General features: G+C 62.9%; 26 protein-coding genes. 9 read left to right on the top strand and 17 right to left on the bottom strand.

Annotated elements, in window-relative coordinates:
• Positions 1-25 precede the first annotated feature (25 nt).
• Together Q0S16_RS05510 and Q0S16_RS05505 are read right to left on the bottom strand one after the other, a co-directional pair.
• Positions 26-844, bottom strand: a complete 819-nt coding sequence (locus Q0S16_RS05510) for a MetQ/NlpA family ABC transporter substrate-binding protein (protein WP_295845924.1) — start codon at positions 842-844, stop codon at positions 26-28.
• A gap of 40 nt (positions 845-884) precedes the next feature.
• Complete coding sequence (locus Q0S16_RS05505) at positions 885-1,811, bottom strand: aliphatic sulfonate ABC transporter substrate-binding protein (protein ID WP_295845966.1); 927 nt, start codon at positions 1,809-1,811, stop codon at positions 885-887.
• 415 nt (positions 1,812-2,226) lie between these two features.
• On the opposite strand from Q0S16_RS05505, the gene Q0S16_RS05500 reads away from it, so the two are divergent.
• From Q0S16_RS05500 to Q0S16_RS05480, 5 genes are read left to right on the top strand one after another with little or no spacing between them, the layout of a single operon-like run.
• Positions 2,227-3,189: an aliphatic sulfonate ABC transporter substrate-binding protein gene (locus Q0S16_RS05500; RefSeq protein WP_295845923.1), complete on the top strand. Its 963-nt coding sequence runs from the start codon at positions 2,227-2,229 to the stop codon at positions 3,187-3,189.
• The gene (locus Q0S16_RS05495; protein WP_295845922.1) at positions 3,171-3,386 is read left to right on the top strand and encodes a hypothetical protein; all 216 of its coding nucleotides are present in this window, start codon (positions 3,171-3,173) and stop codon (positions 3,384-3,386) included. The genes Q0S16_RS05500 and Q0S16_RS05495 overlap by 19 nt, the downstream gene beginning before the upstream one ends.
• A 32-nt stretch (positions 3,387-3,418) precedes the next feature.
• The gene (locus Q0S16_RS05490; protein WP_295845921.1) at positions 3,419-4,489 is read left to right on the top strand and encodes a methionine ABC transporter ATP-binding protein; all 1,071 of its coding nucleotides are present in this window, start codon (positions 3,419-3,421) and stop codon (positions 4,487-4,489) included.
• Entirely contained in the window at positions 4,479-5,144 is a 666-nt protein-coding gene (locus Q0S16_RS05485; protein ID WP_295845920.1) for a methionine ABC transporter permease, read from the top strand. The genes Q0S16_RS05490 and Q0S16_RS05485 overlap by 11 nt, the downstream gene beginning before the upstream one ends.
• Positions 5,145-5,194: 50 nt before the next feature.
• A complete protein-coding gene (locus tag Q0S16_RS05480) occupies positions 5,195-5,977 on the top strand; it encodes a MetQ/NlpA family ABC transporter substrate-binding protein (protein WP_295845919.1) in 783 nt (260 codons plus the stop codon).
• A 222-nt stretch (positions 5,978-6,199) separates the two neighbouring features.
• Here the strand turns inward: Q0S16_RS05480 and Q0S16_RS05475 are convergent, their stop codons facing one another.
• The gene (locus tag Q0S16_RS05475; protein WP_295845918.1) at positions 6,200-6,610 is read right to left on the bottom strand and encodes a DUF6455 family protein; all 411 of its coding nucleotides are present in this window, start codon (positions 6,608-6,610) and stop codon (positions 6,200-6,202) included.
• Positions 6,611-6,829: 219 nt separating this feature from the next.
• Here Q0S16_RS05475 and Q0S16_RS05470 point away from each other — a divergent pair, with 219 nt between their 5' ends.
• Positions 6,830-7,210 (top strand): hypothetical protein, encoded by a 381-nt coding sequence (locus tag Q0S16_RS05470; RefSeq protein ID WP_295845917.1) that lies wholly within the window; start codon positions 6,830-6,832, stop codon positions 7,208-7,210.
• Positions 7,211-7,212: 2 nt separating this feature from the next.
• Here Q0S16_RS05470 and Q0S16_RS05465 read toward each other — a convergent pair whose 3' ends face one another.
• The 10 genes from Q0S16_RS05465 to Q0S16_RS05420 form a co-directional block, all read right to left on the bottom strand.
• On the bottom strand, positions 7,213-8,091 hold the full coding sequence (locus tag Q0S16_RS05465; protein WP_295845915.1) for an ABC transporter permease: 879 nt from the start codon (positions 8,089-8,091) through the stop codon (positions 7,213-7,215).
• Positions 8,092-8,104: 13 nt separating this feature from the next.
• Positions 8,105-8,986, bottom strand: coding sequence for an ABC transporter permease (locus Q0S16_RS05460; protein WP_295845964.1), 882 nt, complete (start codon positions 8,984-8,986; stop codon positions 8,105-8,107).
• A 97-nt stretch (positions 8,987-9,083) separates the two neighbouring features.
• Positions 9,084-10,376, bottom strand: a complete 1,293-nt coding sequence (locus Q0S16_RS05455) for an extracellular solute-binding protein (protein ID WP_295845913.1) — start codon at positions 10,374-10,376, stop codon at positions 9,084-9,086.
• 53 nt (positions 10,377-10,429) lie between these two features.
• Positions 10,430-11,425, bottom strand: coding sequence for an ABC transporter ATP-binding protein (locus tag Q0S16_RS05450; protein ID WP_295845911.1), 996 nt, complete (start codon positions 11,423-11,425; stop codon positions 10,430-10,432).
• Between the two features lie 352 nt (positions 11,426-11,777).
• Positions 11,778-12,596, bottom strand: coding sequence for a phosphodiesterase (locus Q0S16_RS05445; protein ID WP_295845909.1), 819 nt, complete (start codon positions 12,594-12,596; stop codon positions 11,778-11,780).
• The gene (locus tag Q0S16_RS05440; protein ID WP_295845907.1) at positions 12,593-13,417 is read right to left on the bottom strand and encodes a phosphodiesterase; all 825 of its coding nucleotides are present in this window, start codon (positions 13,415-13,417) and stop codon (positions 12,593-12,595) included. Before Q0S16_RS05440 ends, Q0S16_RS05445 begins: the two co-directional genes overlap by 4 nt.
• 80 nt (positions 13,418-13,497) lie before the next feature.
• Complete coding sequence (locus Q0S16_RS05435; RefSeq protein WP_295845904.1) at positions 13,498-14,778, bottom strand: ABC transporter substrate-binding protein; 1,281 nt, start codon at positions 14,776-14,778, stop codon at positions 13,498-13,500.
• A 29-nt stretch (positions 14,779-14,807) separates the two neighbouring features.
• Positions 14,808-15,644, bottom strand: a complete 837-nt coding sequence (locus tag Q0S16_RS05430) for a carbohydrate ABC transporter permease (protein WP_295845903.1) — start codon at positions 15,642-15,644, stop codon at positions 14,808-14,810.
• Positions 15,641-16,588, bottom strand: coding sequence for a sugar ABC transporter permease (locus Q0S16_RS05425; protein ID WP_295845902.1), 948 nt, complete (start codon positions 16,586-16,588; stop codon positions 15,641-15,643). Before Q0S16_RS05425 ends, Q0S16_RS05430 begins: the two co-directional genes overlap by 4 nt.
• Complete coding sequence (locus Q0S16_RS05420; RefSeq protein WP_295845901.1) at positions 16,581-17,735, bottom strand: ABC transporter ATP-binding protein; 1,155 nt, start codon at positions 17,733-17,735, stop codon at positions 16,581-16,583. The genes Q0S16_RS05425 and Q0S16_RS05420 overlap by 8 nt, the downstream gene beginning before the upstream one ends.
• A 151-nt stretch (positions 17,736-17,886) precedes the next feature.
• Between Q0S16_RS05420 and Q0S16_RS05415 the strand changes: the two genes are divergently transcribed.
• A complete protein-coding gene (locus Q0S16_RS05415; protein WP_295845899.1) occupies positions 17,887-18,759 on the top strand; it encodes a LysR family transcriptional regulator in 873 nt (290 codons plus the stop codon).
• Between the two features lie 53 nt (positions 18,760-18,812).
• Here Q0S16_RS05415 and Q0S16_RS05410 read toward each other — a convergent pair whose 3' ends face one another.
• The 4 genes from Q0S16_RS05410 to Q0S16_RS05395 all read right to left on the bottom strand — a co-directional run bounded on the left by Q0S16_RS05410 (position 18,813) and on the right by Q0S16_RS05395 (position 23,398).
• Positions 18,813-20,102: an ArgE/DapE family deacylase gene (locus Q0S16_RS05410; protein WP_295845958.1), complete on the bottom strand. Its 1,290-nt coding sequence runs from the start codon at positions 20,100-20,102 to the stop codon at positions 18,813-18,815.
• 161 nt (positions 20,103-20,263) lie between these two features.
• Positions 20,264-21,541, bottom strand: a complete 1,278-nt coding sequence (gene gabT / locus Q0S16_RS05405; protein WP_295845898.1) for a 4-aminobutyrate--2-oxoglutarate transaminase — start codon at positions 21,539-21,541, stop codon at positions 20,264-20,266.
• A 136-nt stretch (positions 21,542-21,677) separates the two neighbouring features.
• On the bottom strand, positions 21,678-22,703 hold the full coding sequence (locus Q0S16_RS05400) for a histone deacetylase family protein (protein ID WP_295845897.1): 1,026 nt from the start codon (positions 22,701-22,703) through the stop codon (positions 21,678-21,680).
• Complete coding sequence (locus Q0S16_RS05395; RefSeq protein ID WP_295845896.1) at positions 22,700-23,398, bottom strand: GntR family transcriptional regulator; 699 nt, start codon at positions 23,396-23,398, stop codon at positions 22,700-22,702. The genes Q0S16_RS05400 and Q0S16_RS05395 overlap by 4 nt, the downstream gene beginning before the upstream one ends.
• Positions 23,399-23,526: 128 nt before the next feature.
• Between Q0S16_RS05395 and Q0S16_RS05390 the strand changes: the two genes are divergently transcribed.
• The gene (locus tag Q0S16_RS05390) at positions 23,527-24,300 is read left to right on the top strand and encodes a class II aldolase/adducin family protein (RefSeq protein WP_295845895.1); all 774 of its coding nucleotides are present in this window, start codon (positions 23,527-23,529) and stop codon (positions 24,298-24,300) included.
• Between the two features lie 50 nt (positions 24,301-24,350).
• The coding region (locus tag Q0S16_RS05385) for an ABC transporter substrate-binding protein (RefSeq protein WP_295845894.1) at positions 24,351-25,762 on the top strand (1,412 nt) is incomplete at its 3' end.

The raw sequence follows: 25,762 nt of genomic DNA, 5'->3' as shown, positions 1-25,762 counted from the left end.
TCGGAAGCGGTGCGCGGTCGCCGCGTCAGTTGAAATAATCCGGCAGCACGAAGCCGGCGTAGAACCTGTCGTTGCGGATCGCGTTCTTGAAGCTGTCCGACTTGTAGGCGCTGACGATGTCCCTGGCCCATGGCGCGTCGACATTGCCGCGCTTCACCGCGACGACATTGCTGTACGGCGTCGTCATCTTCTCCAGCGCGAAGGCTTCGGTCAGCTTGAGCCCGCTGTAGATCGCGAAATTGCCCTGCACGGCGGCGAAGTCGACATCGTCGAGCGCGCGCGGCGCCTGCGCGTTTTCCAATGGCACGATCTTGATGCCGCTCGGATTCTTCACCACGTCGAGTTCGGTGACATCGACCGGATTGCTGTCCTTGATGTCGATCCAGCCGAGGTCGCGCAGGATTTTCAGCGCGCGCTGCAAATTCACCGGGTCGTTCGGCACCACGACGGTCATGCCGGCCTTCACCGCCTCGGCCCTGGTGTGTTTCTTCGAATACAGCCCCATCGGCGGCGTCGGCACCGCGATGATGCCGGCGAGGTCGGTCTTCTGGCGCTGATTGTAGGCGTCCAGAAACACCGTGTGCTGCATCACATTGGCGTCGATATCGTTGCGGAACACGGCGGTATTGGCTTCCAGCCCGGTGCTGAATTCGAAGTACTTGACCGTATAGCCCTTCTTTTTCAGCTCCGGCTCCACGCCGGCCTTGAAGCCGTCGATATAAGGCCCCGGCACGAAGCCGATCTTGATCTCGGACTTGGCGGCGTCCTGCGCGCGAGCCGGCGCATCGCCGGAGCTGAACAGGGCCAGCACGGCCGCGGCGACGACAAGGAGGGGGGTCTTCATCGGTCTGTCTTTCAGATCGGGAGTGGCGTGGATAGTGGAATTATTTCGGCGCCCAGATTTTGGCGGCGGCGGCATCGACCTTCACCGGGATCAGGCCTTCGGCGAAGAACGCGTCGGCGATGCGCTGCTGCTCGGACAGGCCGGCGGTCGTGACGGCGCCGACTTGATAGGTGCGATGGCTGTTGGCCTCCTCGACGGTGGCGGCATCGATGCCCCACAGACCGGCCAGCAGCGCGGCGGCATCCTTCGGATGCGCCTTGACCCATTTGCCGGTCTCGTCGAGCTTGCCGTAGATCACGTTCAGGACGTCGCCGCGCTTGTCGGCGAAGGCCGCGGAGGACAGATAATAGCGCTTGTAGCTGGCCAGCCCGTTGCTGCCGTCGGTCAACACCCGCGCATTGGACTGCTTCTGCGCGCTGGTCAGGAACGGATCCCACGCCACCCAGGCGTCGACATTGCCGCCGACAAAGGCGATGCGACCATCGGCGGGCGGCAGATAGGCCGGCGAGATATCCTTGAAGCTGAGGCCGGCCTTGCCGAGCGCCGCGAGCAGCAGAAAGTGACTGCCGGCGCCCTTGGTCACCGCGATCTTCTTGCCCTTGAGATCGGCCAGCGTCCTGATCGGCGATTCCGCCGCGACCAGAATCGCCTGCGCCGACGGCGAGGGCGCTTCTTCGGCGATATAGGCCAGCCTGGCGCCGGCGGCCTGCGCGAACAGCGGCACGGTGTCCGCGACATCCGCGCCGAAATCGACATTGCCGGTGTTGATGGCTTCGAGCAGCGGCAGGCCGCTGGCGAATTCATGCCAGCTGATCTTGACGCCGAGCGGCGTCAGCGCCCTCTCCAACTCGCCATTGGTCTTCAGGATGGCGGTGAGGGTCGAGGATTTCTGGTAACCGATCCGGACAAGGCTGCTCGCCGCCGGCGTCTGCGCGCAGGCGAAAGACACCGACAGGATCGAGGCCATGGCGGCGACTTGAAGGGCGGCGAGGCGCTTGAACATGGGGCACTTCCGTCAGGGGAAAGATAGCGTGGCGCCGATCGATGGCGGGCGGACAACGCATGTCCCAGCCAGGCTGCAAGCTATCCGCCGGGGTCTCGCAGTCAATGGAACGGCTATTCGTTGTTGTGGTGATGGCGATACGAGCCTGCTGTGCGAGCGCTGTTTTGCAGATGAAAAATTCTCCGGCACATTTCCTGCCCGGAATGACAGGCCGTGAGTCATCCGATCCAAAGAGATGAAGTTGCTCGCGCCAGGCGTCCGCGGTTCAGAAACGTTGCGGGGCAGCCGCTACCTTTGAAAGCACAATCTCGGTGCTTCAGCGTAGCGTTCGCGGTCGCAGCCATCGCGCCGCGCTGGCCCTTTTTTCGGAGCAGAACCCATGTCTCAATCCCGACGCGCCATTGTCGCAGGCCTATCGGCAGCCCTGCTGCTGTCGGCCGGCATCGTCGCCTCGCCGGTCCAGGCGCAAGAATTGAAGGAAGTCCGCATCGGCTTCCAGAAGGCCGGTATCTTTCCCGCGGTGAAGCAGCGCGGCACGCTGGAGAAGGCGCTGAAGTCGCGCGGCATCCAGGTCAAGTGGGTCGAATTCCAGTTCGGGCCGCCGATCCTGGAAGCCATCAACACCGGCAATGTCGATTTCGGCTATGCCGGCGACGCGCCGCCGATCTTCGCGCAGGCGGCGCGTGCCAACCTGCTCTATGTCGCCGCCGTGCCGTCCGCCGGCTACAATCAGGGCATCGTCGTTGCCGACAATTCACCGATCAGAACGCTCGCCGATCTCAAGGGCAAGAAGGTCGGTTTCGCCAAGGGCTCGAGCGCGCACAACACCACCGTCGCCGCGCTGGAGAAGGCCGGGCTGGCCTATACAGACATCATCCCGGTGACGTTGGGGCCGGCCGATGCGGTGGCGGCGTTCGCCGGTGGCAATATCGATGCCTGGGCGATCTGGGATCCCTATCTCGCGCTGGCCGAGAACGGCCAGGTGCGCGTCATCGCGTTCTCCAAGGACGTGCAGGAGTCGAATTCCTTCTTCCTCGCCAACAAGGATTTCACCACCAAACATGCCGACATCGTGGCTCTGCTGAACCAGACTTTCGCGGAAGAGGGGAAGTGGGCGGTCGATCACCGCGCAGAAGTCGCAACAAGCCTGCGCGAGGCCACCGGGGTCGACAAGGAAGCGACCATCCGCGCCGTGAACCGGTCGCAATATGCCGTGACACCGGTCACCGACAGGATCATTGCCACCCAGCAGGAGACCGCAGACCGCTTCTTCAAGCTCGGCCTGATCCCCAAGGCGGTCGAGGTGAAGGAAATCGTCTGGAAATGGACACCCGGGTCCTGACGATACAAAAGCCGATTCCCGCTGCAAAAACCAAGTCTTGCGGCGTCTTTGTGCCGCTGATGGCGAACCGGTGGCAGAAATCTGCTCTTTTGTGCGGTGCGGTTGAAATGGGCGGCAAAATCAGTAGGTTGCCGGTCGCGGCCGGCCATGATTGGCAAGCCGCCCATTTCCATCGAAGCAGAAATGTCCTTCTATGAATGCTCTTATCCCGCAACCGACCGGAGCGCCCGTGCCATCGATTGATCCGCAGGGGCGTGCCATCATTTCCTTCGATGCCGTCAGCAAGATCTTTCCGGCGCGCAACGATTCCGCCGAGGTGAGAGCGGTCGATGCCATTGACCTCAAGGTGCCCGAAGGCGCCATCGTCGGCGTGATCGGCAAGAGCGGCGCCGGCAAGTCGACGCTGATCCGGCTGATCAACGGCCTCGAACTGCCGAGCGAAGGCCATGTCCATGTCGACGGCCTCGACATCGGCGCCCTCGACGAGCGCGGCCTGCGCCAGGCGCGGCGTTCGATCGGCATGATCTTCCAGCATTTCAATCTTCTGTCGTCGCGTACCGCGTTCGACAACATCGCGTTGCCGCTGGAGATCGCCGGCACGCCGCGCCGCGATATTCCCGGCATCGTCGGTCCGCTGCTCGACATGGTCGGCCTCGCCGACAAGCGTGACCGGTATCCGGCCGAACTGTCCGGTGGCCAGAAGCAGCGCGTCGGCATTGCCCGCGCCCTCGCAACCAAGCCCAAAGTGCTGTTGTCGGATGAAGCCACCTCGGCGCTCGATCCGGAGACCACCAGCCAGATCCTGACGCTGCTGAAGCAGATCAACGCCGAGCTCAACCTCACCATCCTGTTCATCACCCACGAAATGTCGGTGGTGAAGAAACTGGCCGATCATGTCGCCGTGATGGAGGGCGGCCGCATCGTCGAGCAGGGCTCGACCTACGAGATCTTTTCCAATCCGCATCACGAGACGACGAAGCGCTTCGTCGGCTCCGTCACCGGCGGCAATTTGCCGGACTGGCTGCGCGAGAAACTGCGGCCCGACTTCCAGCCCGGCCGCGGCGCCGTGATCCGCATCGTCTTCACCGGCGCCGATGCCGACCAGCCGGTGCTGTCGCGCCTGACCCGTGCCTATGACGTCGATTTCAACATCCTGCACGGCCAGGTCGAGACCGTCGCCGGACAGCCGTTCGGCACGCTGATCGCCTCGGTGCCGGCGTCGCCGGAATTGCTGGCGACGTTGGTCAGCGAAATCACCGCCAGCCGCAACAAAGTGGAGCATCTTGGCTATGTCGCCTGAACTGTTGCAGCTGATCGCCTGGTCGACGCTGGATACCCTCACCATGGTGGCACTGGCCGGCAGCTTCGGCACGCTGATCGGCCTGCCGCTCGGCGTGTTTCTCGCCACCAGCCGCGCCAATGAATTGTTTCCGGCGCCCAATGTGAATCGCATCGTTGGCCTCGTCGTCAACGCTACGCGTTCGACGCCGTTCATCATCCTCGTGGTGGCCATCGTGCCGCTGACGCGGCTGATCGCCGGCACTTCGATCGGCACCCGCGCCGCGGTGGTGCCGCTGACCATCGCCGCGATTCCGTTCATCGCCCGCGTCATTGAAGGCGCGATCCGCGAAGTCGACCAGGGGCTGGTCGAGGCCGCGCGCGCCTTTGGCGCCAGCCCGTTGCAGATCGTGCAAAAAGTACTGCTGCCGGAAGCGCTGCCGGCGGTGACGCTGGCGCTGACTCTCGCCATTGTCAGCCTGATCGGCTATTCGGCCATGGTCGGCGCGGTCGGCGGCGGCGGGCTCGGCGATCTCGGCATCCGCTATGGCTACCAGCGCTTCATGCCGGAGGTGATGGCCACCGTTGTCATCGTGCTGATCGTGCTGGTACAGGGCGTACAGACCATCGGCGACCGCCTCTCGCGCCGGCTCGACAAGCGCAACCGCAATTCGTGAGTGGGCGCTGCTCGCTTCAAATCAATATCTACTCACCGCAGGATCAAATCATGTCGCTCCGCCATCTCGCACTCTCCGCCGTCGCCGCGCTCGCGCTGACGGGCCTGGCCCATGCCGAGACCATCAAGGTTGGCGTCACCGCCGGGCCGCACGCCCAGGTGATGGAGGCCGTCAAGGCGCTTGCCGCCAAGAAGGGTCTCGATATCCAGATCGTCGAATTCTCCGACTACGTGGTGCCGAACGCCGCGCTGGAAGCCGGCGACCTGCAGGCTAATTCGTTCCAGCACCAGCCCTATCTGGACAACCAGATCGCCGACCGCAAATACAAGATCGAATCCGTGGGCACCACGGTCAACTTCCCGATGGGCATCTATTCGAAGAAGGTGAAGAGCTGGGACGAGGTCAAGACCGGCGCCACGCTGGCGATCCCCAATGACCCGACCAATGGCGGCCGCGTGCTGCTGCTGCTGCGCGACAAGGGCGTCATCAAGCTCAAGGATGGCGTCGGCTTCAAGCCGACCATGCTCGACATCACCGACAACCCGAAGAAGTTGAAGGTGATCGAGATCGACGCGGCGCAGACTCCGCGTACCCTCGATGACGTCGACGCCGCCGGCGTCAACACCAACTACGCCACCCAGTCCGGCCTCGACCCGGTGAAGGACGCGCTGCTGCGCGAGGAGCCCAAGGGCCCCTATGCCAATGTCATCGCGGTGCGCAGCGTCGACAAGGACAAGCCCTGGGTAAAGACCCTGGTGGAAAGCTATCAGTCGCCTGAAATCAAGGAATTCATTGCCACCAAGTTCAAGGGCGCGGTACTGGCGACCTGGTAGCCGGTTGGCTGAAAAAGTGGGACCGTCGACGCGGGAAATAACGACGGTCCCTTGTCGTGCTATTAAAATCGGGGCTGGAAAGCGACTTCCGCGTCCCCCTGCGCGACGAGGCTTACGGTAGCGGAGTTGCGCAATCCCGCAATCTAAAGCGTTTCTTAACCTAACCAATCAACCTTACCCGCGCCGCTTTCCGGCAAATGCCGGCGAAGGCGGGCAAGATTCTTACTTCGCGGCGACGGCCAGTCCGCCGATGGTGACGGCATTGGCGCAATAGGCCGGATAGTGGTCAGCCAGGGCGCCGGCTGCGAGATCGTGCCGGCATTCCGGCTTGTGCTCGCAATTGGCGCAGACCCGCCGCATGTCGTTGAACACCGGCTGCTCGATCCGCGCGATGGCGGCATCGTCGAATCCCAGTGCTTTCAGCAACCGCGGCAACTCGTCGGCGGCGTGGGTGCCCCGGCTCACCAACTCCTCAAGCCCGGCGGAGGAAAGCCCCATTTCCCGGGCGATACGGTGGAATTCACCGTAATCCAGTTCGCTGATCTCGCTGCGCGCCCGCCAGCGCTGCACCATGCCGGCGAGTTGATCGATCAGGACTGTGACGGCGGGATAGGGCTGGGCTGGGTGGGTCATGGCGCGGTCTCCGCTATGGGCTGAGGCTCGGCCACAGGATCGGCTTCACGACCCGCCGCTGCATTGTTCTGGATCAATGCCGGGTCGCGCGCGGCGAAACAACCATGGAACCGGCGGCGCCGCGGCGGCTTGTCCTGTGGGGCTGGAAATGCCGGCAATCGCGCATAATTCAAAGCTGTCAGTCCAGACGCCGGCTCGTCCGGCCTCATGGAGGCTATCATGACCATCAAATATCTTTTCGCGGCGATGCTCGCATCCATGCTGCTGATCGGCAGTGCGGTGGCACAGGATGACAGCTATCGGCCGGGACAGTTCCTCACCTTGAATATCACTCAGGCAGCGCTGTCGCCGAAGCCGCTCGGGCCGCCGGCGCAATTCGAGGCGGTGAAGATCGAAGCCAAGGCTGACACCGAGGCAAAGGTCGAGGCGACACAACTGGCGCCCGCTAAGTCGGCGAAGGCCGCCAGTGTCAAGCCGCGCACGGCGGCTGTCCGGAAGGTGGCACGAGCCCGCGGCAACCCACTGGACGCCAACGCCACCGATACGCGCCCCCAGGTCTGGCCGTGCCGTTCCGGCGGCATCTGCAACTGGAAGCGTTAGTTTTACAGCATGCCCTTGCCGGCATCGGAGCCATGGCGGCGTTGCCGGGCCTGAAGCACCAGGATGGTGGCTAGCGCCGCGAATATCACCAGGAAGGACACCGCGCTGGTCAAGGTGCCCAGCGCGTAAATGTCGGGTTTGGTCACCGTCGTGGTCAGGCCCTGCAATTCCAGCGGCAGCGTATTCACCGAGCCGATCGCCTGACTCGACCGCGCCAGTTCGTCCCATGACAGCGTGAATCCGAACAGGCCGATGCCGACCACCGACGGCAGGATGATCGGCAGCACCACATGGCGGAAGGTCTGCCACGGCGTGGCGCCGAGATCGCGCGCCGCTTCCTCAAGCCGGGAATCGAAGCGGTTGAAGATCGCGAACATGATCAGCAGTCCGAACGGCAGCGTCCAGGTCAGATGCGCGCCGAGGCCGGACGTGAACAGCCCCATCGCGGTGGTCCAGCCTTCGATGCCCAGCGCATTCATGAAGTCGTCGAGCAGCCGGAATTCCAGCGCGATGCCGAGCGAGGTGATGATCGAGGGCATGATCAGGCTGGCGATCGCGGTGTAAAACAACACCGTCGCACCACGAAACGATTTTCGGAACGCCATGCCGGCCGATACCGAGAGCACCACCGTGATCACCATCACCACGAGGCCGAGCTGCAGCGAGCGCTTGAAGGCCGCGCCAATGTCCACGATGCCGCCGCCGGAAAACACTTTGGCGAACCAGGTCAGCGACACGCCGTTCATCGGGAAGGTCAGCCCGCCATCCGGTCCCTGGAACGAAAGGATATAGATCGCGATCATCGGCCCGTAGAGAAACAGTACATAGGTGCTGAAGAACGCCCCGAGCACATAAAAGGAGAGCGACCGGTTCTCGCTCATCTCACAGCTCCTCTCATAGTTCTTTGCGGATATCGACGATCCGCGTCAGGGAGGAAATGATCAGGATGGTGATGCCGAGCAGAATCACTGCATTGGCCGCGGCGGCGGGGAATTGCAACGCGTTGAGCCGCGCCTCGATGATCTTGCCGGCGGAGGCGATCTGCTGGCCGCCCATCACGCCGATGGTGACGAAATCGCCCATCACGATGGTGATGACGAAGATCGAACCGATCACGATGCCGGGCTTGGCGAGCGGGATGATTATGTTCACCAGCGTCTGCCAGCCGGTGGCGCCTGCATCATAGGCGGCCTCGATCAGCCTTTTGTCGATGCGGATCATCGAGTTGAAGATCGGCACCACCATGAAGAAGGTGAACAGATGGACCAGCGCCAGCACCACGGAGAATTCCGAAAACAGCAGCCACTCGATCGGCTGCTTGATGATCCCCGCGCCCTCAAGCCCCTTGTTGACCAGCCCGTTGCGGCCAAGCAGTGGAATCCAGGCGATCATCCGGATCACGTTCGAGGTCCAGAACGGGATCGTGCATAGCAGCGTCAATACGATCTGCCAGGTTTTCGACCGCACATGGAAGGCGAGGAAGTAGGCGACGGTGAAGCCGATGAACAACGTCAGTGCCCAGGTGATCAGGCACAGTTTCAGGGTCTTCACGTAGGTCTTGAGAATGGTGCACAGGTTCGGCAACTCGGCGACGCAGCCTTCAAACGTGTCGGAGTAGCCGCGCAGGCTGAACGCCGGGATCATTTCGTATTCATTGTAGTCCCAGGCGCTGACGATGGTGACGAACACCAGCGGCAGGATGAAGAACAGCGTGAACACCAGCATCATCGGTGCGGCCTGCAGCCACGCGACGAGGGGACGGCGATCTAGCGTCATGAAATGGCCGTTCTCGGGGGCGCGCGGAGGCAGGGTGTCGTCACGGATAGCGTGGCGGAACGGCTTCCGCGCGTCTGGCGCGGAAGCCGTCAGGGCATCAAGCGGCGATGAATTCATTCCACTTGCGGACCATGTAATCGTTTTCGTCCATCACCGCGTTCCAGCAGGCGACGGCGCCCATGCGGTCGTCATAGGAGCCGCCGTCGCGCTTGGCGCCGGCTTTTTCCAGCACGGTGCCATCCGGCGCCTTGATGTCGCCGACGGCCGGCTTGCCTTCCATCCAGTAGCTCCATTCGTCCGCCGTCATGTTGGCTTTGGCGGTGGACAGCACGGCCGAATAATAGCCCTGGCGGTTGAGATAGGCGCCGGCCCAACCCGACAGGTACCAGTTGACGAATTCATACGCCCATTCGAGCTTCGGTCCGGACACCGCCTTGGAGACGCAGAAGCCTGATGCCCAGGAGCGATAGCCTTCCTTGAGCGGCTGGAAGGTGCACGGCGTGCCCATCGAGCGCACCTTGGTCACGGCGGGAGACCACATCGACTGGATCACGGTCTCGCCGGACGCCATCAGGTTGACGGATTCGTTGAAATCCTTCCAGAACGCCCGGAACTGACCGGCCTTCTTGGCCTCGGTCATCACCTTCATGGTGAGATCGATCTCGGCCTTGGTCATGTTGCCCTTGTCGGCATATTTGTGCTGGCCGGAGGCTTCGACCACCATCGCGGCATCCATGATGCCGATCGAGGGAATGTTGAGGATCGCGGCCTTGCCCTTGAATTCAGGGTTGAGCAGTTCGGCCCAGGAATTGATTGGCCGCTTGATCAGGTCGGGGCGAATGCCCAGCGTATCGGCGTTATAGACGGTCGGAATCAGCGTCACGAATTCGGTCGGCGTCGCGGAGAACTTCTTGGAGTTGGCGCCTTCCAGATACAGTACCTTCCAGGGCGCGGTGCCCTGCGAGCCGATCTTCTTGCCGTTGGGCAGCTCACCCTTGGTGAACACCGGGGTGATATTGTTGAACTCCTTGATCTTCCTGGCGTCGAGCGCAAAAATATTGCCGGACGGCACTAGTTTCTTGAGCGCGAAATATTCGGTGTCCAGCACGTCGAACGAATTAGGCTGGGTAATGACGCGCTTGGTCACGTCGTCGGTGGTGACCGTGATGTATTCGATCTTGATGCCGGTATCCTCGAAGCACTTCTTCGAAATTTCGTCGCCGGCGTTCACGGCGGTGCCGAGATAGCGCAGCACTTTTGGCGTGGCGGAGTGAACCGCCGGAAAGCCGGTGATGGCGCCGGCGCCGGCCGCGAGGCCGGCGATGCTGGCGGCGCCCTTCAGCAGTGTGCGACGGTCGAGGCTTCCAGGCTTTTTGGGGCGATCGGTCATGGTCGTCTCCAGAATTGTCAGGTCGCCGGTCGGGCGACGTGAAGGTTACAGAACTAGGAATCGAGCGGACTGGCGGAAGCGGCATCCCAGGTAGCGATGATCGCCTCGCCGACGCTGTAATTGGCGGCGTCGAACTGGCTTTCGGTGAGCTGCGCCGAGATATCGCCACGGCCTTCGGCGACGATGGCGACACGAACATAGGTGCCCTGATATTCGACTTCGCTGACGGTGCCGGCGATCGAAGGGCCGTCAACGACGTCGTGCGGCCTCTTCAGCATCAGGCGGTCATTGCGAACGGCGAACGCCTGGTCAGCGACGACGATGACATTGTGGCCACCGATGAACTTCGCCGTGAATTCGGTGCGCGGGTGATTGAAGATGTCGCGCGGCGTGCCCTGCTGCTCGATTCTGCCGGCATTCATCAGCACCACGATATTGGCCAGCGCCATCGCCTCGTCCTGGCTGTGCGTAACGTGGATGAAGGTGATGCCGAGTTCGCGCTGCAGCTTCTTTAGCTCGGTGCGCATGCGCAGTCGCAGGAACGGATCCAGCGCCGACAGCGGCTCGTCCAGCAGCAGGATCTGCGGCGAGGTGATCAGCGCGCGTGCCAGTGCCACGCGTTGCTGCTGGCCGCCCGACAATTGCCCAGGCAGCCGTGCGGCATAGGCCTGCATGTCCACCAGTTCGAGCAGCCGCCGGGCTTCAGTGTGACGCGCGGCCTTGGCGACGCCACGCATTTTCAGCGCAAAGGCGACGTTATCGAGCACCGACAGATGCGGAAACAGCGCGTAGGACTGGAACATCATCGAGGTGTTGCGTTCGGCCGGCGGCAGGTCGGTGACGTTCTTCGGCCCGACGATGATGTCGCCGGAACTGGCCGCCTCATGGCCGGCAATCATCCGCAGCGTCGAGGTCTTGCCGCAGCCGGACGGGCCGAGCAGACAGCAATAGGACCCGGCCGGGATCTTCAGATTGATTGCGTCGACGGCGGTGGTTGTGCCGAAGATTTTCGACAACTGCACCAGTTCCAAAGCTGCTGTCGCCGGCATCTTTATCCAGTCCACATTTTACGTACCGGGATCGGGGGCGCCATGGCGCTCCGCGAAGTTACCGTCGGTCAATGGAAATGCAACCGGTATGCCACAGCAGCCGACGCTGGAATTGTACACGACCCTGCGCGGGCCAACGCCATAGGCCCGCGCAAGGCGCCGGTGGACACGCCGCAACGCGCATCAAGATTGTGCAATCGTCGTGATTTTTAGGCAAAATCTGCTCAAGGCCATCGCGCCGTCCGTCGGCCGATACCCATGGTCAGGTCGAGCGGCGGTGCTCCGGGCATCTGCAGCCGTTTAGCGTGGTGATGCCCGGCTACACGACCGACTCGATCGCAACGTCTCCCCATCAAGCCTGGTTCAGGGCCGCCTGATCCTGCAGCGAGAAGATCGGTCCATCGTAGAGGAAGGCGCAATGGTGAATGACGATGTGTCCGCCATTCACCGTGACATGAGCGTATTCCGGCGCCTCATGCGAGCCGGGAATATGCCCGGCGGTCACCAGGTCGAACGCGACCTGGTGAGCCAAAGCGCGCTGGATGTGAAACGGGATGCCGCGCCAGACGCCGGCGATGGGGCGGTGCAGGTGGCCCATGAACAGATAATCCGGCAGCCGCGTGCGCGCGATGACGTCCCACTCCGCCTCGGGATTTGCCAGCCGGATGGTGTCCATGTAGCGCAAGCCGCTGTCGAACGGCGGATGATGCTGGAACAGCAGCAACGGCCGGTCCGCCGGCGCAGACATCAGCGCATGCTCCAGAAATGCCAGCCGCGCCTCGCACAGCAGGCCCGCATGGTCCGGCGCGGCCTCGTTCAGGGTGTCGAGCGTGACCACTGTCGCGGCGTCAAACACCTGCACGGATTGCACGAAGCCGTTGGCGTCACGCGGCACGTCCGGAAAGTGACGGCTGAACGCATCGCGCTTGTCGTGATTGCCCATCAGCAGGATGGTCGGTGCCACCAGTCGCTTGAGCTCCATGGAGAGGTTTTCGTAGGCCGGGTCCTCGCCCCAATGAGCAAGGTCGCCGGTCACGATGACGAAGGCGATATCCGGATGATCGAGGTTGATGCGGTTGATCGCGGCGGCGAGCCGCTCGGCCGGATCGAGCCCGTAGATCTTGCGGTTGCGGGCGACGAAATGGGTGTCGGTCAGGATAATGAATTTCATCGCAGCATGCTCTCGCGGTTCCAGGCGGCGTAATCGGGGGAGCCCTCGGTCCGGATCGCACCGGTATAGCCGAACTCCACCATATGGACGGTGACATAGTCGGCGCCGAAGAACGCCACGCCATAGGCCTCGGGCAAGTCGGACGCGCTCAGCATCGCGGTCTCCGAGAACAGCGGATAGCTGGCGTGGTTGGTGCCGCGCAGCGATGTGGCGGCAACGCCGGCGATCGAACCGGCTAGCGGCAAGTGACAATGGCCAAAGAAAATATGCCTGATGCGATCGCGATGGCGGTGGACGATTTGTCGGAACACGGCATCGTCGAGTAATCGGATCTGATCCATCGGAGCGAGATGGGTCGGCATCGGATTGTGATGCATGAACAGCAGGAACGGTCCGGCATGTTCGGTGAGCCGCGCCTCCAGCCAGGACTGGCGCGTTGCGCAATAGCGACCGGCATGGGTGTCCGGCTGCGCGGTGTCGAGAAACACACAACGGCCTGCGCTGCTATCATATACGCCCTGGACGAAGCCGTCGGGCGCGGCCAGTTCCGGGCATACGTCGAGGAAGGTGGCGCGGCGGTCGTGGTTGCCGATGCACATTCGTGTCTTGATGGGAAATTCCGCGAGTCGCGCTTTCAGCCACAAATAGTCGTCACGATCGCCCCAGTCGGAAAGGTCGCCGGTGATCACCATCAGTTCGGCGTCGGCATGGTCGTTCAGGATATGCCGCAGGGCGCGCTGGAAGTTGGCCCGCGGATCGCGGCCGCCGATCGACGCTCCCGCGGTGGTCAGGTGAATGTCGCTGAGATGGATGAGTTTCATGGCGCCTCGAATGCGGTGTCGCGGAGCGCCAACGGCGCTCCGCTGTTTGACGGGTTCGGAAAGTCAAGCTGCCTTGCGGGTCAGCGGGCTTGCGCGGACGTCCTTGGCAGCAATTTCTGAACGTCGGCGGCCATGTCGGCGAGCACGGCTTCCGGTTCCCTGGCGCGTGCGCCGGACACGATCGTATTGAGATGGTCCTTGATCACATCGGTGATCTTGAGACCATTGTCGCCGGGGAACGCATACCATTTGGTGAGAAGCCCGAGCTGGCTGACGGCGGTATAGTTGTTCGGGTTCTTGATGTAGAAATTCTTCAGGTAGACGTCGTTGGCGATCTTGTTGGGCGGCATGTATCCCGTCGTCTCCGCCATGATCGCTGCGCCCTTCGCGCCGGTCCAGAATTTCACCACGTCCCAGGCCGCGTCGCGCTTGGCCTTGTCCTTGGCCAGGATCATCACGACGTTACCGCCGGCCGGCAGCCGGCCAGCGGGTGTCACCACGTCCGGGAAGGCGTGGGTCTTCAACTCGAACTTGCCGCCGATCATCTGGGTGGTCTTGTTGAGATCGGAGGTTGAGGTGATGTGGATGCCGGTCTTGCCGGCCGCGAAGGTCGCCCGCATCGACGGCTGGTCGAGGTTGGGCATGCCGGCTTCAGTGACCAGACGCGCCAGCGTCTTGAGTGCGAACTGGCCCTCGGGGCCATCGAACGCCACCCTGGTCTCGTCGGCATTCAACATTGTGCCGCCGCGCGCGAATACCGGTGCCTGCCACAGCCAGTTTCCGGTGATGTCCCACGCATAGGTAACGCCGTTGATGTCAGGGCCGAGCGCCTTGATCTTCGCGGCGAGCTTGATCAGTTCGTCCCACGTCGTGGGCAGATTGGCGGGATCGCCGCCGGCCTGCTTCACCAGATCCATGTTGAAGTACACGATCGGCAGCGAGATGGCGAAGGGCAGGGCGTAGACCTTGCCGCTCGAGGTGCCGATATCATACATCGCCTGGTGAAAGCCCTGCTTGTCGAAATCCTTTTCCGCCGCGATGTAGCCGTCGAGTTCGGCCGGGATGCTCTTGTCGACCAGGACCCGGACCCGGTTGAGGCCCTGGAAGGAAACGTCGGGCATCTGCCTGGTCACCGCCTCGCGCAACACCTTCTGCGTGGCGTCTTCGTAGGATTCATAGGGCGCCCGGCTGACGACCTTGATGTCCGGCCTGATCTTGGCGAATTCCTCGGCAATGCGCTTGTGGGTCTCGGTGAACAGTTCCGGATAGGGATATTGAATCGTGATTTCGGTCTGGGTTTGCGCCTCGGCGGCACTGGCGGCGAACGCGATGGCGGCCGCGGCAATCCATTTTCTCAGCATGGTCGTCTCCTGGGTGTGGGGATGGTGACTTACTTGATGCCGGTCATCGTGATGCCTTCGATGAAGCGGCGTTGGGCGAGCATGAAGGCGATGACAAGCGGGGTGATGATGACCAGCGCGGCGGCCATCAATGGTCCGAAATCCGTGCCGGCCTCATTGTTGCGGAAGTTGGCGACGGCGAGCGGCGGCGTTCGCAACTGCTCGCTGTTGATGACGATCAACGGCCAGAAGTAGTCGTTCCAGTGTGCCACCACCGAGAATATCCCGAACGCGGTCACGGCCGGGATCGCGGTCGGCAGCATCACCCGCCAGACGATGCCGAATTCGGACAGGCCATCCATTCGCGCGGCGTCGATCAGGTCGTCGGGCACCGTCTTGAAAAATTGCCGCATCAGGAAGATGCCGAACACCGAGATCGTGAACGGCAAAATAAGGGCGGCATAGCTGTCCAGCAGGCCAAGCTGGTGCAGCAGCAGGAACACCGGGATGGCGGTGGCCTGCGGCGGGATCAGTATGCAGAACACGACCAGCGCGAACAGAGTGTCGCGTCCGAGAAAGCGCAGCTTGGCCAGGGCGTAGGCCGCCGGCAGGGCAACCAGGACCTGCAGGATGAAGATCGAAACCGTGACGATCAGCCCGTTGAGCAGGATGCGCCACAGGTCGGCCTTGGCAAAGGCGGTGCGCAGATTGTCCCACAGGGCAAAGGTTTGCGGGATCAGGTGGACGCTGCTGGAAAAGATCTCGGTCTGGGGCTTGGAGGCGGTCGAAATCATCCAGATGAAGGGCATCAGGATGATCAGCGCGCCGCTCAGCAGCAACGCGTGGCGGAGCATGGACCACGGCGAAATTCGCTTGCGTGACATCATGTGTAGTGCACTCCGCGGTTGCCCAGGCATGATTTGATCAGCGTCAGCAGCAGCACGAAGACCAGGAACGCGACGGTGAGCGCGGCGCCGTATCCGGAGCGGAAGAATTCGAAGCTCTCGATGTAGAGCGTGTGAATCAGCACCTCCGACGACTTCGACGGTCCGCCCTTGGTCAGGACATGCACGGTATCGAAGACCTGGAACGACCGAATGGCGCTGATCACCACGACAAAGGCGGTCACGGGACCAAGCATCGGCCAAGTCACCAGTTGGAAGCGCGACCACGCGCTGGCGGCGCCGTCGATTTCGGCGGCGTCATACAGTTGCTTCGGGATCGAAACGATGCCGGAGAGAAACAGCACCATGTTGAAGCCGACGGCCTGCCAGACGCCGATCGCGCACAGCGAATACAGCGCCGTCTTGCTGTCCTGCAGCCAGCTGTAGCCCTGGACGCCGATGCCGCGCAGGGCGCCGTTCACCAGGCCGAATTGCGGGTGCAGCATGAACTCCCAAACGATGGCCATGGCGATCAAGGTCGCCATCACCGGAAGAAAATAGATCGTGCGGTACCAGCTGCGCAGGCTGCTGCCGCTCTGGATCAGGAGCGCGATGCCGAGTCCCAGCGCCACCGAGCACGGCACGACAATCGCCACATAAAGGAGGGTATTGCGGAGCGATAGCCAGAATACCCTGTCGGCTAGCATTTCCTGGTAATTGGTGAGGCCGATCCAGGAGAATGACGGGGCTCCCAGCTGATAGTCGGTGAAGGACAGTGCCAGCACGCTGGCCAGTGGCCCCAGCAGCACGATCAGCATCAGCATCGCCGCGGGTGCGACCAACAACAGCGCGGTCTGCGACAAACCTGTCCGACGGCTGCCCGAAGGTGCCGTCGCCGCCGAGCGCCCCTTGCAATTCCCGGCGAGTGTCAGCGCGGCGTCAGACAAGGGCGATCTCCCGTGCCCGTTCGAGCTGCGGCTGGCCGACGGTGTCGATGCGTCTGCCGCCGGCGTCGAAAGCGCGCACGGCGTCGGCGACAAAGCCGCAGGAGATCGAACTTCCGATCAACGGCAAGCGGCGCGGGTCGTTGATCCTGGCGACCACGGGGCTGCCCATGCTTTCGAGCCCGATGTGGACGAACGCCTCGGAGCCCATGTTCTCCAGATGCACGACGCGGCCGCTGAACGCGCCGGTTCCAAGCTCGATCCGCTCCGGACGTACGCAGATCCGGCACATGCCGGCGGCACTCCCCGTTGAAAGCCCGAGGCTGCGACCCAATACTTCGAGACCGCCGTCGGCGCGGATGACGCCTGGCAGAACGTTGATCTTCGGACTGCCCACGAATTCCGCGACGCGAATGTCGCGCGGATTTTCGTAAACGTCGGACGGCGTGCCGACCTGCACGAGTTCGCCGCCGATCATGACCGCGATCCGCCCCGACATGGTCATGGCTTCGGCCTGGTCGTGGGTGACATAGATGAAGGTGGTTTTCAGGCGGCGATGCAGCTGGGCAATCTCCGCGCGCATGTGGACGCGAAGCTTGGCGTCGAGATTCGACAGTGGCTCGTCGAACAGGAACGCCACTGGCTGGCGCACGATGGCCCGTCCCACCGCGACGCGCTGGCGCTGGCCACCGGACAATTGGCCCGGCTTGCGCTGCAGCAGCGCCGAGATTTCAAGCTGGGCGGCGACCTTTTCCACATCGTCGCGGATGCCGCGCTCGGCGAGGCCCCGACCCGGGATCAAGCGCCCCAGCAGCGGCAGCCGCTGCAAGGTCGACAGCCGCTTCATGCGCAGTGGGACGGCGATGTTGTCGAACACGCTCAGATGCGGATACAGCGCGTAGGACTGGAACACCATCGCCAGATTGCGCGCGCTCGGGCGAATGCCGTCGACCGGGACGCCATCGATGCGGACCTCGCCGGAGGTCTGCGCTTCGAGCCCGGCAATAATGCGCAGCAGGGTGGATTTGCCGCAGCCGGAGGGCCCCACCAGCGAGATGAACTCGCCATGTTCGATCGAAAGGTCGACGCCCTTCAGGACATCCATCGCTTCGAACGATTTGCGGATCGCACTCAGTTCTATCTTCGCCATCTCGTCCGTGCCCCGACTGCAATGCAGCAATGAGCGATGGTTAGGAGCCGGAGTTGACAGTCACATAACAGTCAAAGGGTTTTCCTATATTGAATCCAACCTATTCCTCTGTTGTCGCGGCAATTGCTTTGCCTGACTGAAGGCACTCATCATGGCTTTGACGTCAGCGCGGATGCGCGCGGTGAACGCCGTGTTTGAAACCGGAAACTTTTCCGCCGCGGCAAGACGCCTCGGGGTATCGCAGCCTTCGGTCGCGCAATTGGTGCGCGATCTCGAGGCGGACTTCGAGGTGAAGCTGTTCGACCGCCACGGCCATCATCTGATGGCCACCCCATTGTGCCGTCAGCTGTATGCCGCGACCAGCCGCCTGGAGTCGATGGAGGCCGATGCGATCGGCATTCTCGAGCAGCGCGAGGAGCTTGCCGGAGGCGAGCTGCGCGTCGGGCTGGGCAATTCAATGCCGGGAATGGCGCTGATTTCCGCCTTCAAGGCGCTGTACCCGAAGATCCAGGTCCGCATCGAAATCGGCAACTGGTCGGAGATCATGACGGCGGTGACCGACCAGCGCGTCGATGTGGGCGTGCTCCCCGAGGTGCCGCAGGACCGCAGGTTCCGCTCCCAGATCTGTCTCAATCAGCGGGTCGTGGCAATCTGCCACCCTGACCATCCGCTCAACCTGCAAGGCCCGGTGTCGATTGCCGCGCTGGCCCAGTTCCCGCTGGTGTTTCGCACCCGCAATTCATCGACCCAGCGGGTCGTCGACAAGGCGTTCCGTGCAGCGGGGTTGAGCGCCGAGCCGGCCATCATCGTCAATACCCGCGAGGGCATGCTCGAGGCGGTGGCGAACCGTCTCGGTGTCGGATTCTTGTGGGAGCACGGCTCGAGCCGGACCGACCGCATCGCGAAGGTCGTGGTGTCTGAAATGGATATCGAGTTGCCCGAATACATCTTTTCGCTATTCGGTACCAAGGGTGCGCTGGTGGAGCTGTTCTTCAATGCCCGCCATCCCATGCCGGGAGCGTGACCGGCAAGTCGCTGTGGGCGACCTGCCGGTAGTATCTCAGCCGCAGATGGAGATCAGTCCGCGATCTTCTCCACGCCGCACCATTCTGCGATGAACAGCGCCGCCGCGGTGGTGACCTTCTTCAGCGAGGGCAGGTTGACGCCCTCGTCGAAGCCGTGCACGCCGCGCGAGATCGCGCCGTAATTCAGCGCCGGGATGTCGTCGAACAGCACGTAGACCCGGCTGTCGAGATAGGCCAGCGACGTCACCGTCTCCAGTCTCTTGCCGAATACGCTTTCATGGGCGCGGCCGAGCACCGCTTCGGCGTCGGAGCCGGGCTTCAGTACAAAGCCCTCGGCCTGGAAGCCGTTGAAGGTGATGGTCGGCGGGATGTTCGACAGGAACGCATCGCCGCGCGTGAAGGCGGCGACCCGGTCGACGATCTCCCTCTTGGCGACCTCGACATTGGTCCCGGGCAGGATCGAGATCCGGCAGTCGACCTTGCACCAGCTCGGCACCGACGAGGCCCAGTCGCCGCCGGCGATCTTGCCGATGTTGAGGTTGACCGGCTTCTCGATGTTCCGGAAATATTCGCTGTCGCCCTTCTTCTGGTTCCAGTCTTTTTCCAGCTCGCGCAGCTCGCCGATGACGCGGTAGGCGGCATCGATGGCATTGGCCCCGGTACCCATTCGCTGTACATGCACCGGCACGCCGCGGACTTCGAGCTGGAACCAGATCACGCCGATATTGGCCCGTGTCAGCGTCTCCGCTGACGGTTCGGAGACCAGGGCGGCCTGCGCCCTGTAGCCGCGCAGATGCGTCATCAGCGCGCCGTCGCCGGTCGATTCCTCCTCGACCACGGACTGCAGATACACCGTCGCGGCCGGCTGCAGCCCGAGGCTCTTCAACGCGTCGAGCGCAAAGATGTTGCTGGCGCATCCCGCCTTCATGTCGCCGGCGCCGCGACCCTGCATCCAGTCGCCATCGATCACCGGCTCATAGGGCGGCGTCGCCCACATGTTGACGGGGCCTTCCGGTACCACGTCGACATGGCCCTGCAGGATCAATGAGCGGCCCTTCTCCTCGCGCGGACGGTGGATGCCGACCACCACCGGCGCATGCGAATGCAAGTCATCCCAGGCGCCGGAGCCGGGATGGCGCGCCAGTGCCTCGCGGTCCATCTCGAAGCGCTCCATGGTGTAGCCGCGCGATTGCATGGCGCGGAACATGAAATCCTGCATCGTGTGCTCGTTGCCGCGGGTCGAGACGTGGCGCACCATGTCCTGGGTGAATTTTATCTGAGCATCGAAGCTCTTGTCGACGGCGGCAATGATGTCGTCGCGAAGTTTGGGATCGAGAGCCATGAGGGCGTCCTTGGCGGTGAAGTTGAGATTCGTCATTGCGAGGAGCCCTTGCGACGACGCAATCCAGTCTTTCTTCGTCGAGGTCAGAACTGGATTGCCGCGTCGCTTCGCTCCTCGCAATGACGGGGGAGAGGTCTGAGATCTGAGATCTGAAGCTCGTCTTACGCCGACAGCGCCAGTTCGAGCTTGTCGAGCCCTTCGTCGATGATGCTGTCCTCGGCGGTCAGCGGCACCAGGATGCGAACGGTGTTGAAGGCGGTGCCGCAAGACAGCAGGATCAGGCCTTCGTCGGCGGCGCGCTGCGTCACCTTCTTGGTCGTCTCGGCATCCGGGACCTCGCCGCCGCGCTCCTTGACGATGTCGAACGCGATCATCGCGCCGACCGCGCGCACCGCGGCCATTGGCAGCAGGTCGTTGCGCTGCTGCATCTTCTTCAGCCGGCTGACGATGTGCTCGCCGATGACATTGGCCCGGGCGACGAGGTTTTCCTGCTCGAACACGTCGAGCACGGCATTCGCCGCCGCCACCGCCAGCGGGTTGCCGGCATAGGTGCCGCCGAGGCCGCCGGGATCGGCGGCGTCCATGATCGCCTGCTTGCCAATCACGCCCGACAGCGGGAAACCACCGGCCAGGCTCTTGGCAACGCAGACCAGGTCAGGCTTGACGTCGTAATGCTCCATCGCGAACATCTTGCCGGTACGGCCATAGCCGGTCTGCACTTCGTCGGCGATGAAGACGATGCCGTGCTGGTCGCAGATTTTTCGCAACGCGCGCATCAGCTCGGGCGGCGCCTGGTGGAAGCCGCCTTCGCCCTGCACCGGCTCGATGATGATGGCGGCGACGCGCGCCGGGTCGATGTCGGCCTTGAACAGGAAGCCGAGATATTTCAGCGACTCCTCGACGGTGACGTCGAGCTGCGGCGCCGGGAACGGCACGTGCCAGACTTCGGGGATCGCCGCGCCAAACCCCTTTTTGTAGGGCAGCACCTTGCCGGTCATGGTCATGGTCATCGCGGTGCGGCCATGGAAGCCGCCGGTGAAGGCGATCACGCCGGCGCGGCCGGTCGCGGCACGCGCGATCTTGATGGCGTTCTCGGTGGCTTCGGCGCCGGTGGTAAAGAACGCGGTCTTCAGCGCGCCGTCGATCGGGGCGAGCTTGTTGAGGCGCTCGGCCAGCGTGACATAGGGCTCATACAAAAGAACCTGGAAGCAGGTATGGGTAAAGCGCTCCATCTGCTCACGCACCGCCGCCATCACATGTGGATTGCAGTGGCCGGTGTTGAGCACGGCGATGCCGCCGGCGAAGTCGATATAGCGCTTGCCCTCGACATCCCACACTTCCGAATTCAGCGCGCGCTGCGCCGAGATCGGGGTGGAGTGGCCGATGCCGCGCGGCACCGCAGCCTCGCGGCGCGCAAAGATTTCTGCATTGGTGGACATGAGGATTCCTTCGATTCTTATTCAGTGTTGTTCTAAGGCCTCTCCCCGTCATTGCGAGGAGCGAAGCGACGCGGCAATCCAGAAAGCCAAGACTGGATTGCTTCGTCGCAAGGGCTCCTCGCAATGACGGAGAGAGTCAGCGCGCAGCTTCGAAGCCCTTGAGCGTGGAGGTGAGGTTGGCGCCGAGGATGTCGGACAGATAGCCGCCTTCCTGGACGATCACGGTGGGCAGGCCCATCCGTGCCACGGCGGCGCCGATGCGGTGGAAACCGGCGGTGGTGACTTTCAGCGCGGCTAATGGATCGTGCTCGGAGGCGTCGAGCCCGAGCGCGAGCACCAAAGCCGTTGGCGCGAAGGATCTGATCGTCTTCGCGGCGACGCCAATCGCGTCGACAAACCCGTCATCGCCGGTGCCGATCGGCAGCGGGATGTTGAGATTGGCGCCGAGGCCATTGCCTTCGCCGCGCTCATGGGCATAGCCCCACACGAATGGATAGTAGCTCTGGGGATCGGCGTGGATCGACACCGTCAGCACGTCGGACCGCGCATAGAAAATGCCCTGGGTGCCGTTGCCGTGATGCACGTCGACGTCGAGGATGGCAACGCGCTCGTGCTTGAGGCGCAGATGTTCGGCGGCGATCGCCGAATTGTTCATGAAGCAGAAGCCGCCGGCCATGTCGCGGTAGCTGTGATGGCCGGGCGGACGGCATAGCGCATAGGCGGCGTCCTCGCCGTCCATCACCAGCTGCGCCGCGGTGACCGCGACGTCGGTGGAGGCGCAAGCGCCGGCCCAGGTGCCGACGCCGATCGGGCAGGCGGTATCGGCGGTGTGCCAGCCGAGCTTGCCGATAATATGGGAGGGGTAGCTGCCGGCGACGCGGTTGGGATGGAAATTGGCGATCATCTCCGGGCCGTAATCGGGCAGTTGTGTCCATTCTTCCCAGGCGCCTTCGAGGAAGCGCAGATAGTCCGGCGAGTGCACCCGCGCGCGCGGCCCCTGGCCGAAGTCGCCCGGTTCGACCAGCGTGTGCCGGCCGTCATGCAGGCCTTTGAGCAGGCGATCGGCGCGCTCCGGCTGTTCGGTGGTGCGCCGTACCTGGCCGCGCACCAGGAAGAATTGCGGGTCGTGGCTACGGTGCTTGTCGCTATAGACGGCCTTCACGTGGCAGCTCCGGGGGTTGGGGGTGGAATGTCGCGAACCAGTTTCGCGACTTCGCGCCAGGCGGCGCCGATGTGATAGTCGATCCGCGCATTGATGATGTCGGGGTGGCCGCCTTCGATGGCGTCGAGCACTGCGATGTGGGTTTCGGCGATGCGGCGCGGATCGTCATAGAGCCGGCCGATCAGGCCGATCACCATGCGTAGTTCCGATGCCAGATCGTCGAACAGCCGCAGCAGCCGCGCGCTGCCGGCGATCTCGCAGATCATGCGGTGAAACCGGTAGTCTTCCTCGACCTGTCGCGCGGGGTCGTCGAGATCGGCGGTCTCGTGCAGCACGTCGATCTGCCGGCGCAGTAGATCGCGCGTGGTTGGCGTCAGGTTCTTGGCGGCGAGCACGCCAGCGTGGCACTCCACGCAGATCCGCAGATCGTAGATCTCGTCGATGTCGGTCGCTTCCAGCTTGCGCACGAAGAAGCCGCGACGCGGGTGCGACACCATCAGTCCCTGCTGCTCCAGCAGCCGCGCTGCTTCACGAACCGGCGCGCGGCTGATGCCGAGTTCACGCGCGACCGCCGCCTCGACCACCTTGGCACCGGGCTGCAATTGGCCGCGGATGATGGCCTGGGTGAGGATGCGCGCCACCTGTCCGACAAGATCGGTATCGGCGAGGGCCGTGAGCCCGACTGGAGGTGTCATCAAACGCATGCAGGGAACCCGTTTGATGCCCTGTACAAGATTTAATCGTCGATTGTCGACAGTTTAATCTTGCCGGCTGCCATGCGTTTGTGTCTTCTGCGGAGGACCTCACAACGGGAACCACGCCTGTGAATATCCATGCAACCATTGCGCCGACCGCCGCCGAAATCCAGCAGACCCGCGTCGATCTGGCCGCGGCCTATCGTCTGATCCATCGCCTCGGACTCGACGATAGCATCTACACACATATCTCGGTGCGTGTGCCCGGCACCTTCGATCGCTTCCTGATCAATCCCTACGGCATGCGCTTCGAGGAAGTGACGGCATCGAACCTTGTCACCGTCGATGTCGACGGCGTGGTGATCGACGATCCGCTCGGCCTCGGCATCAATCCGGCCGGCTTTACCATCCACAGTGCCGTGCACGCCGCGCGTCACGATGCGCTGTGCGTGCTGCATACCCACACCGTGGCCGGCGTCGCGGTGTCGTGCCTGAAGGAGGGTCTGTTGCCGCTGAACCAGTGGTCGATGCAGTTCACCGACCGGATCGCCTATCACGACTTTGAAGGTATCGCGCTGGATCTGTCCGAGCGCGAACGCCTGGTCGCGGATCTCGGTACGAAATTCGTACTGATCCTGCGAAATCACGGCCTCTTGACCTGTGGCCGTTCGGTCGGCGAGGCCTTCAAGCTGATGCACAACATGGAGCGCTCGTGCCGCGCCCAGCTCGCGATACAGGCATCGGGCGCGGAAGTGGTGCGGCCTTCGCTGGCGGTCGCCCAGCACACCGCCGGTCAGTACGACAAGGGCTATGCGAAGATCGAAGTCGACGGCAGGCCGGATAGCGAGTGGGATGCGTTCAAGCGTATGCTCGATCGCACCGATCCTGGCTACAAGGACTGATCTGCTTCAACACTTTAACAAAACGTAACAAGGGCGGCTGAGGGAAAACCATGCTGAAGCATTTTTTGTTGGGTCTGGCTCTGACGTCCAGTCTTTGCACGGCGGCGCTGGCGCAGGAGCCGAAGCTGGGTGGCATCATCAATGCCGTGATTCAGCCGGAGCCGCCGGGTCTGATGCTGGCGCAGATCCAGAACGGCCCGACCCAGATGGTGTCGGGCAATATCTATGAAGGCCTGCTGCGTTACGACAAGAAGCTGGTGCCGCAGCCGGGCCTCGCCGAGAGCTGGACCGTCAGCGAGGATGCCAAAGTCTATACGTTCAAGTTGAAGCCCGGCGTCACCTGGCATGACGGCAAGCCGTTCACCTCGGCCGACGTGCTGTTCTCGATCGAGATGCTGAAGCAGACCCATTCGCGCGCGCGCAACAACCTCGTGCAACTCGACAAGGTCGAGGCGCCCGACGATCTCACCGTGGTGTTCACGCTGAAGCAGCCGTTCGGCCCGTTCCTCGGCATCTTCGAGGTTGGCTCGATGCCGATGGTGCCGAAGCACATTTATGAAGGCACCGATTACAAGACCAACGCCAACAACAATACGCCGATCGGTACCGGGCCGTTCATGTTCAAGGAATGGAAGAAGGGTTCGTTCATCCAGCTGGTGAAGAACCCGAACTACCACGTCAAGGGCAAGCCCTATATCGACGGCATCTACTGGCAGATCATCCCCGACGCCGCGGCGCGCTCGGTGGCCTACGAGACCGGCAAGGTCGACGTGCTGCCTGGCGGCTCGGTGGAAAATTTCGATGTGCCGCGCATCAGCAAGCTGAAGAACACCTGCGTGACCGGCGAGGGCTGGGAATTCTTCTCACCTCTGGCCTGGATGTGGCTCAACAACCGGTCCGGCCCGACCGCCAACAAGCTGGTCCGGCAGGCGATCATGTATGCGGTCGACCGCGAATTTGCCCGTGACGTGATCTGGAACGGGCTCGGCAAGGTTGCCACCGGCCCGTCAGCCTCGACCATCAAGTTCTATACCGACGACGTCAGGAAGTACCCCTACGATCCCGTCAAGGCCAAGGCGTTGCTGAAGGAAGCCGGCTACAAGGGCGAGAAGATCCGCCTGATGCCGCTGCCCTATGGCGAGACCTGGTCGCGCTGGGGCGAAGCGGTGAAGCAGAACCTGATCGATGTCGGCTTCAATATCGAGACCATCGCCACCGACGTCCCCGGATCGAACCAGAAGATCAGCGAGTGGGACTACGACATGGCCTTCACCTATCTCTACCAATATGGTGATCCGGCGCTCGGTGTCGGCCGCAACTACATCACCAGTCAGATCATCAAGGGCCAGCTGTTCAATAACGTCGAGGGCTATTCCAACACCGAGGTCGACCGGCTGTTCGATGAGGGCGCGACCGCAACCCCGGACTCTAAGCGCAAGGAACTCTACGACAAGGCGCAGAA

This window comes from Tardiphaga sp. (assembly GCF_025356345.1).
Lineage (GTDB): Bacteria > Pseudomonadota > Alphaproteobacteria > Rhizobiales > Xanthobacteraceae > Tardiphaga.
This window is presented reverse-complemented; position numbering and strand designations above follow the sequence as displayed.

Excerpts from the sequence above, each read along its gene's own strand:
- Q0S16_RS05480 (WP_295845919.1), top strand. The coding sequence starts at position 5,195 with ATGTCGCTCCGCCATCTCGCACTCTCCGCCGTCGCCGCGCTCGCGCTG.
- Q0S16_RS05450 (WP_295845911.1), bottom strand. The coding sequence starts at position 11,425 with ATGCCGGCGACAGCAGCTTTGGAACTGGTGCAGTTGTCGAAAATCTTC.
- Q0S16_RS05435 (WP_295845904.1), bottom strand. The coding sequence starts at position 14,778 with ATGCTGAGAAAATGGATTGCCGCGGCCGCCATCGCGTTCGCCGCCAGT.
- gabT (WP_295845898.1), bottom strand. The coding sequence starts at position 21,541 with ATGTCCACCAATGCAGAAATCTTTGCGCGCCGCGAGGCTGCGGTGCCG.
- Q0S16_RS05395 (WP_295845896.1), bottom strand. The coding sequence starts at position 23,398 with ATGACACCTCCAGTCGGGCTCACGGCCCTCGCCGATACCGATCTTGTC.
- Q0S16_RS05470 (WP_295845917.1), top strand. The coding sequence starts at position 6,830 with ATGACCATCAAATATCTTTTCGCGGCGATGCTCGCATCCATGCTGCTG.
- Q0S16_RS05465 (WP_295845915.1), bottom strand. The coding sequence starts at position 8,091 with ATGAGCGAGAACCGGTCGCTCTCCTTTTATGTGCTCGGGGCGTTCTTC.
- Q0S16_RS05430 (WP_295845903.1), bottom strand. The coding sequence starts at position 15,644 with ATGATGTCACGCAAGCGAATTTCGCCGTGGTCCATGCTCCGCCACGCG.
- Q0S16_RS05500 (WP_295845923.1), top strand. The coding sequence starts at position 2,227 with ATGTCTCAATCCCGACGCGCCATTGTCGCAGGCCTATCGGCAGCCCTG.
- Q0S16_RS05445 (WP_295845909.1), bottom strand. The coding sequence starts at position 12,596 with ATGAAATTCATTATCCTGACCGACACCCATTTCGTCGCCCGCAACCGC.
- Q0S16_RS05505 (WP_295845966.1), bottom strand. The coding sequence starts at position 1,811 with ATGGCCTCGATCCTGTCGGTGTCTTTCGCCTGCGCGCAGACGCCGGCG.
- Q0S16_RS05440 (WP_295845907.1), bottom strand. The coding sequence starts at position 13,417 with ATGAAACTCATCCATCTCAGCGACATTCACCTGACCACCGCGGGAGCG.
- Q0S16_RS05415 (WP_295845899.1), top strand. The coding sequence starts at position 17,887 with ATGGCTTTGACGTCAGCGCGGATGCGCGCGGTGAACGCCGTGTTTGAA.
- Q0S16_RS05495 (WP_295845922.1), top strand. The coding sequence starts at position 3,171 with ATGGACACCCGGGTCCTGACGATACAAAAGCCGATTCCCGCTGCAAAA.
- Q0S16_RS05475 (WP_295845918.1), bottom strand. The coding sequence starts at position 6,610 with ATGACCCACCCAGCCCAGCCCTATCCCGCCGTCACAGTCCTGATCGAT.
- Q0S16_RS05410 (WP_295845958.1), bottom strand. The coding sequence starts at position 20,102 with ATGGCTCTCGATCCCAAACTTCGCGACGACATCATTGCCGCCGTCGAC.
- Q0S16_RS05460 (WP_295845964.1), bottom strand. The coding sequence starts at position 8,986 with ATGACGCTAGATCGCCGTCCCCTCGTCGCGTGGCTGCAGGCCGCACCG.
- Q0S16_RS05455 (WP_295845913.1), bottom strand. The coding sequence starts at position 10,376 with ATGACCGATCGCCCCAAAAAGCCTGGAAGCCTCGACCGTCGCACACTG.
- Q0S16_RS05510 (WP_295845924.1), bottom strand. The coding sequence starts at position 844 with ATGAAGACCCCCCTCCTTGTCGTCGCCGCGGCCGTGCTGGCCCTGTTC.
- Q0S16_RS05485 (WP_295845920.1), top strand. The coding sequence starts at position 4,479 with ATGTCGCCTGAACTGTTGCAGCTGATCGCCTGGTCGACGCTGGATACC.
- Q0S16_RS05420 (WP_295845901.1), bottom strand. The coding sequence starts at position 17,735 with ATGGCGAAGATAGAACTGAGTGCGATCCGCAAATCGTTCGAAGCGATG.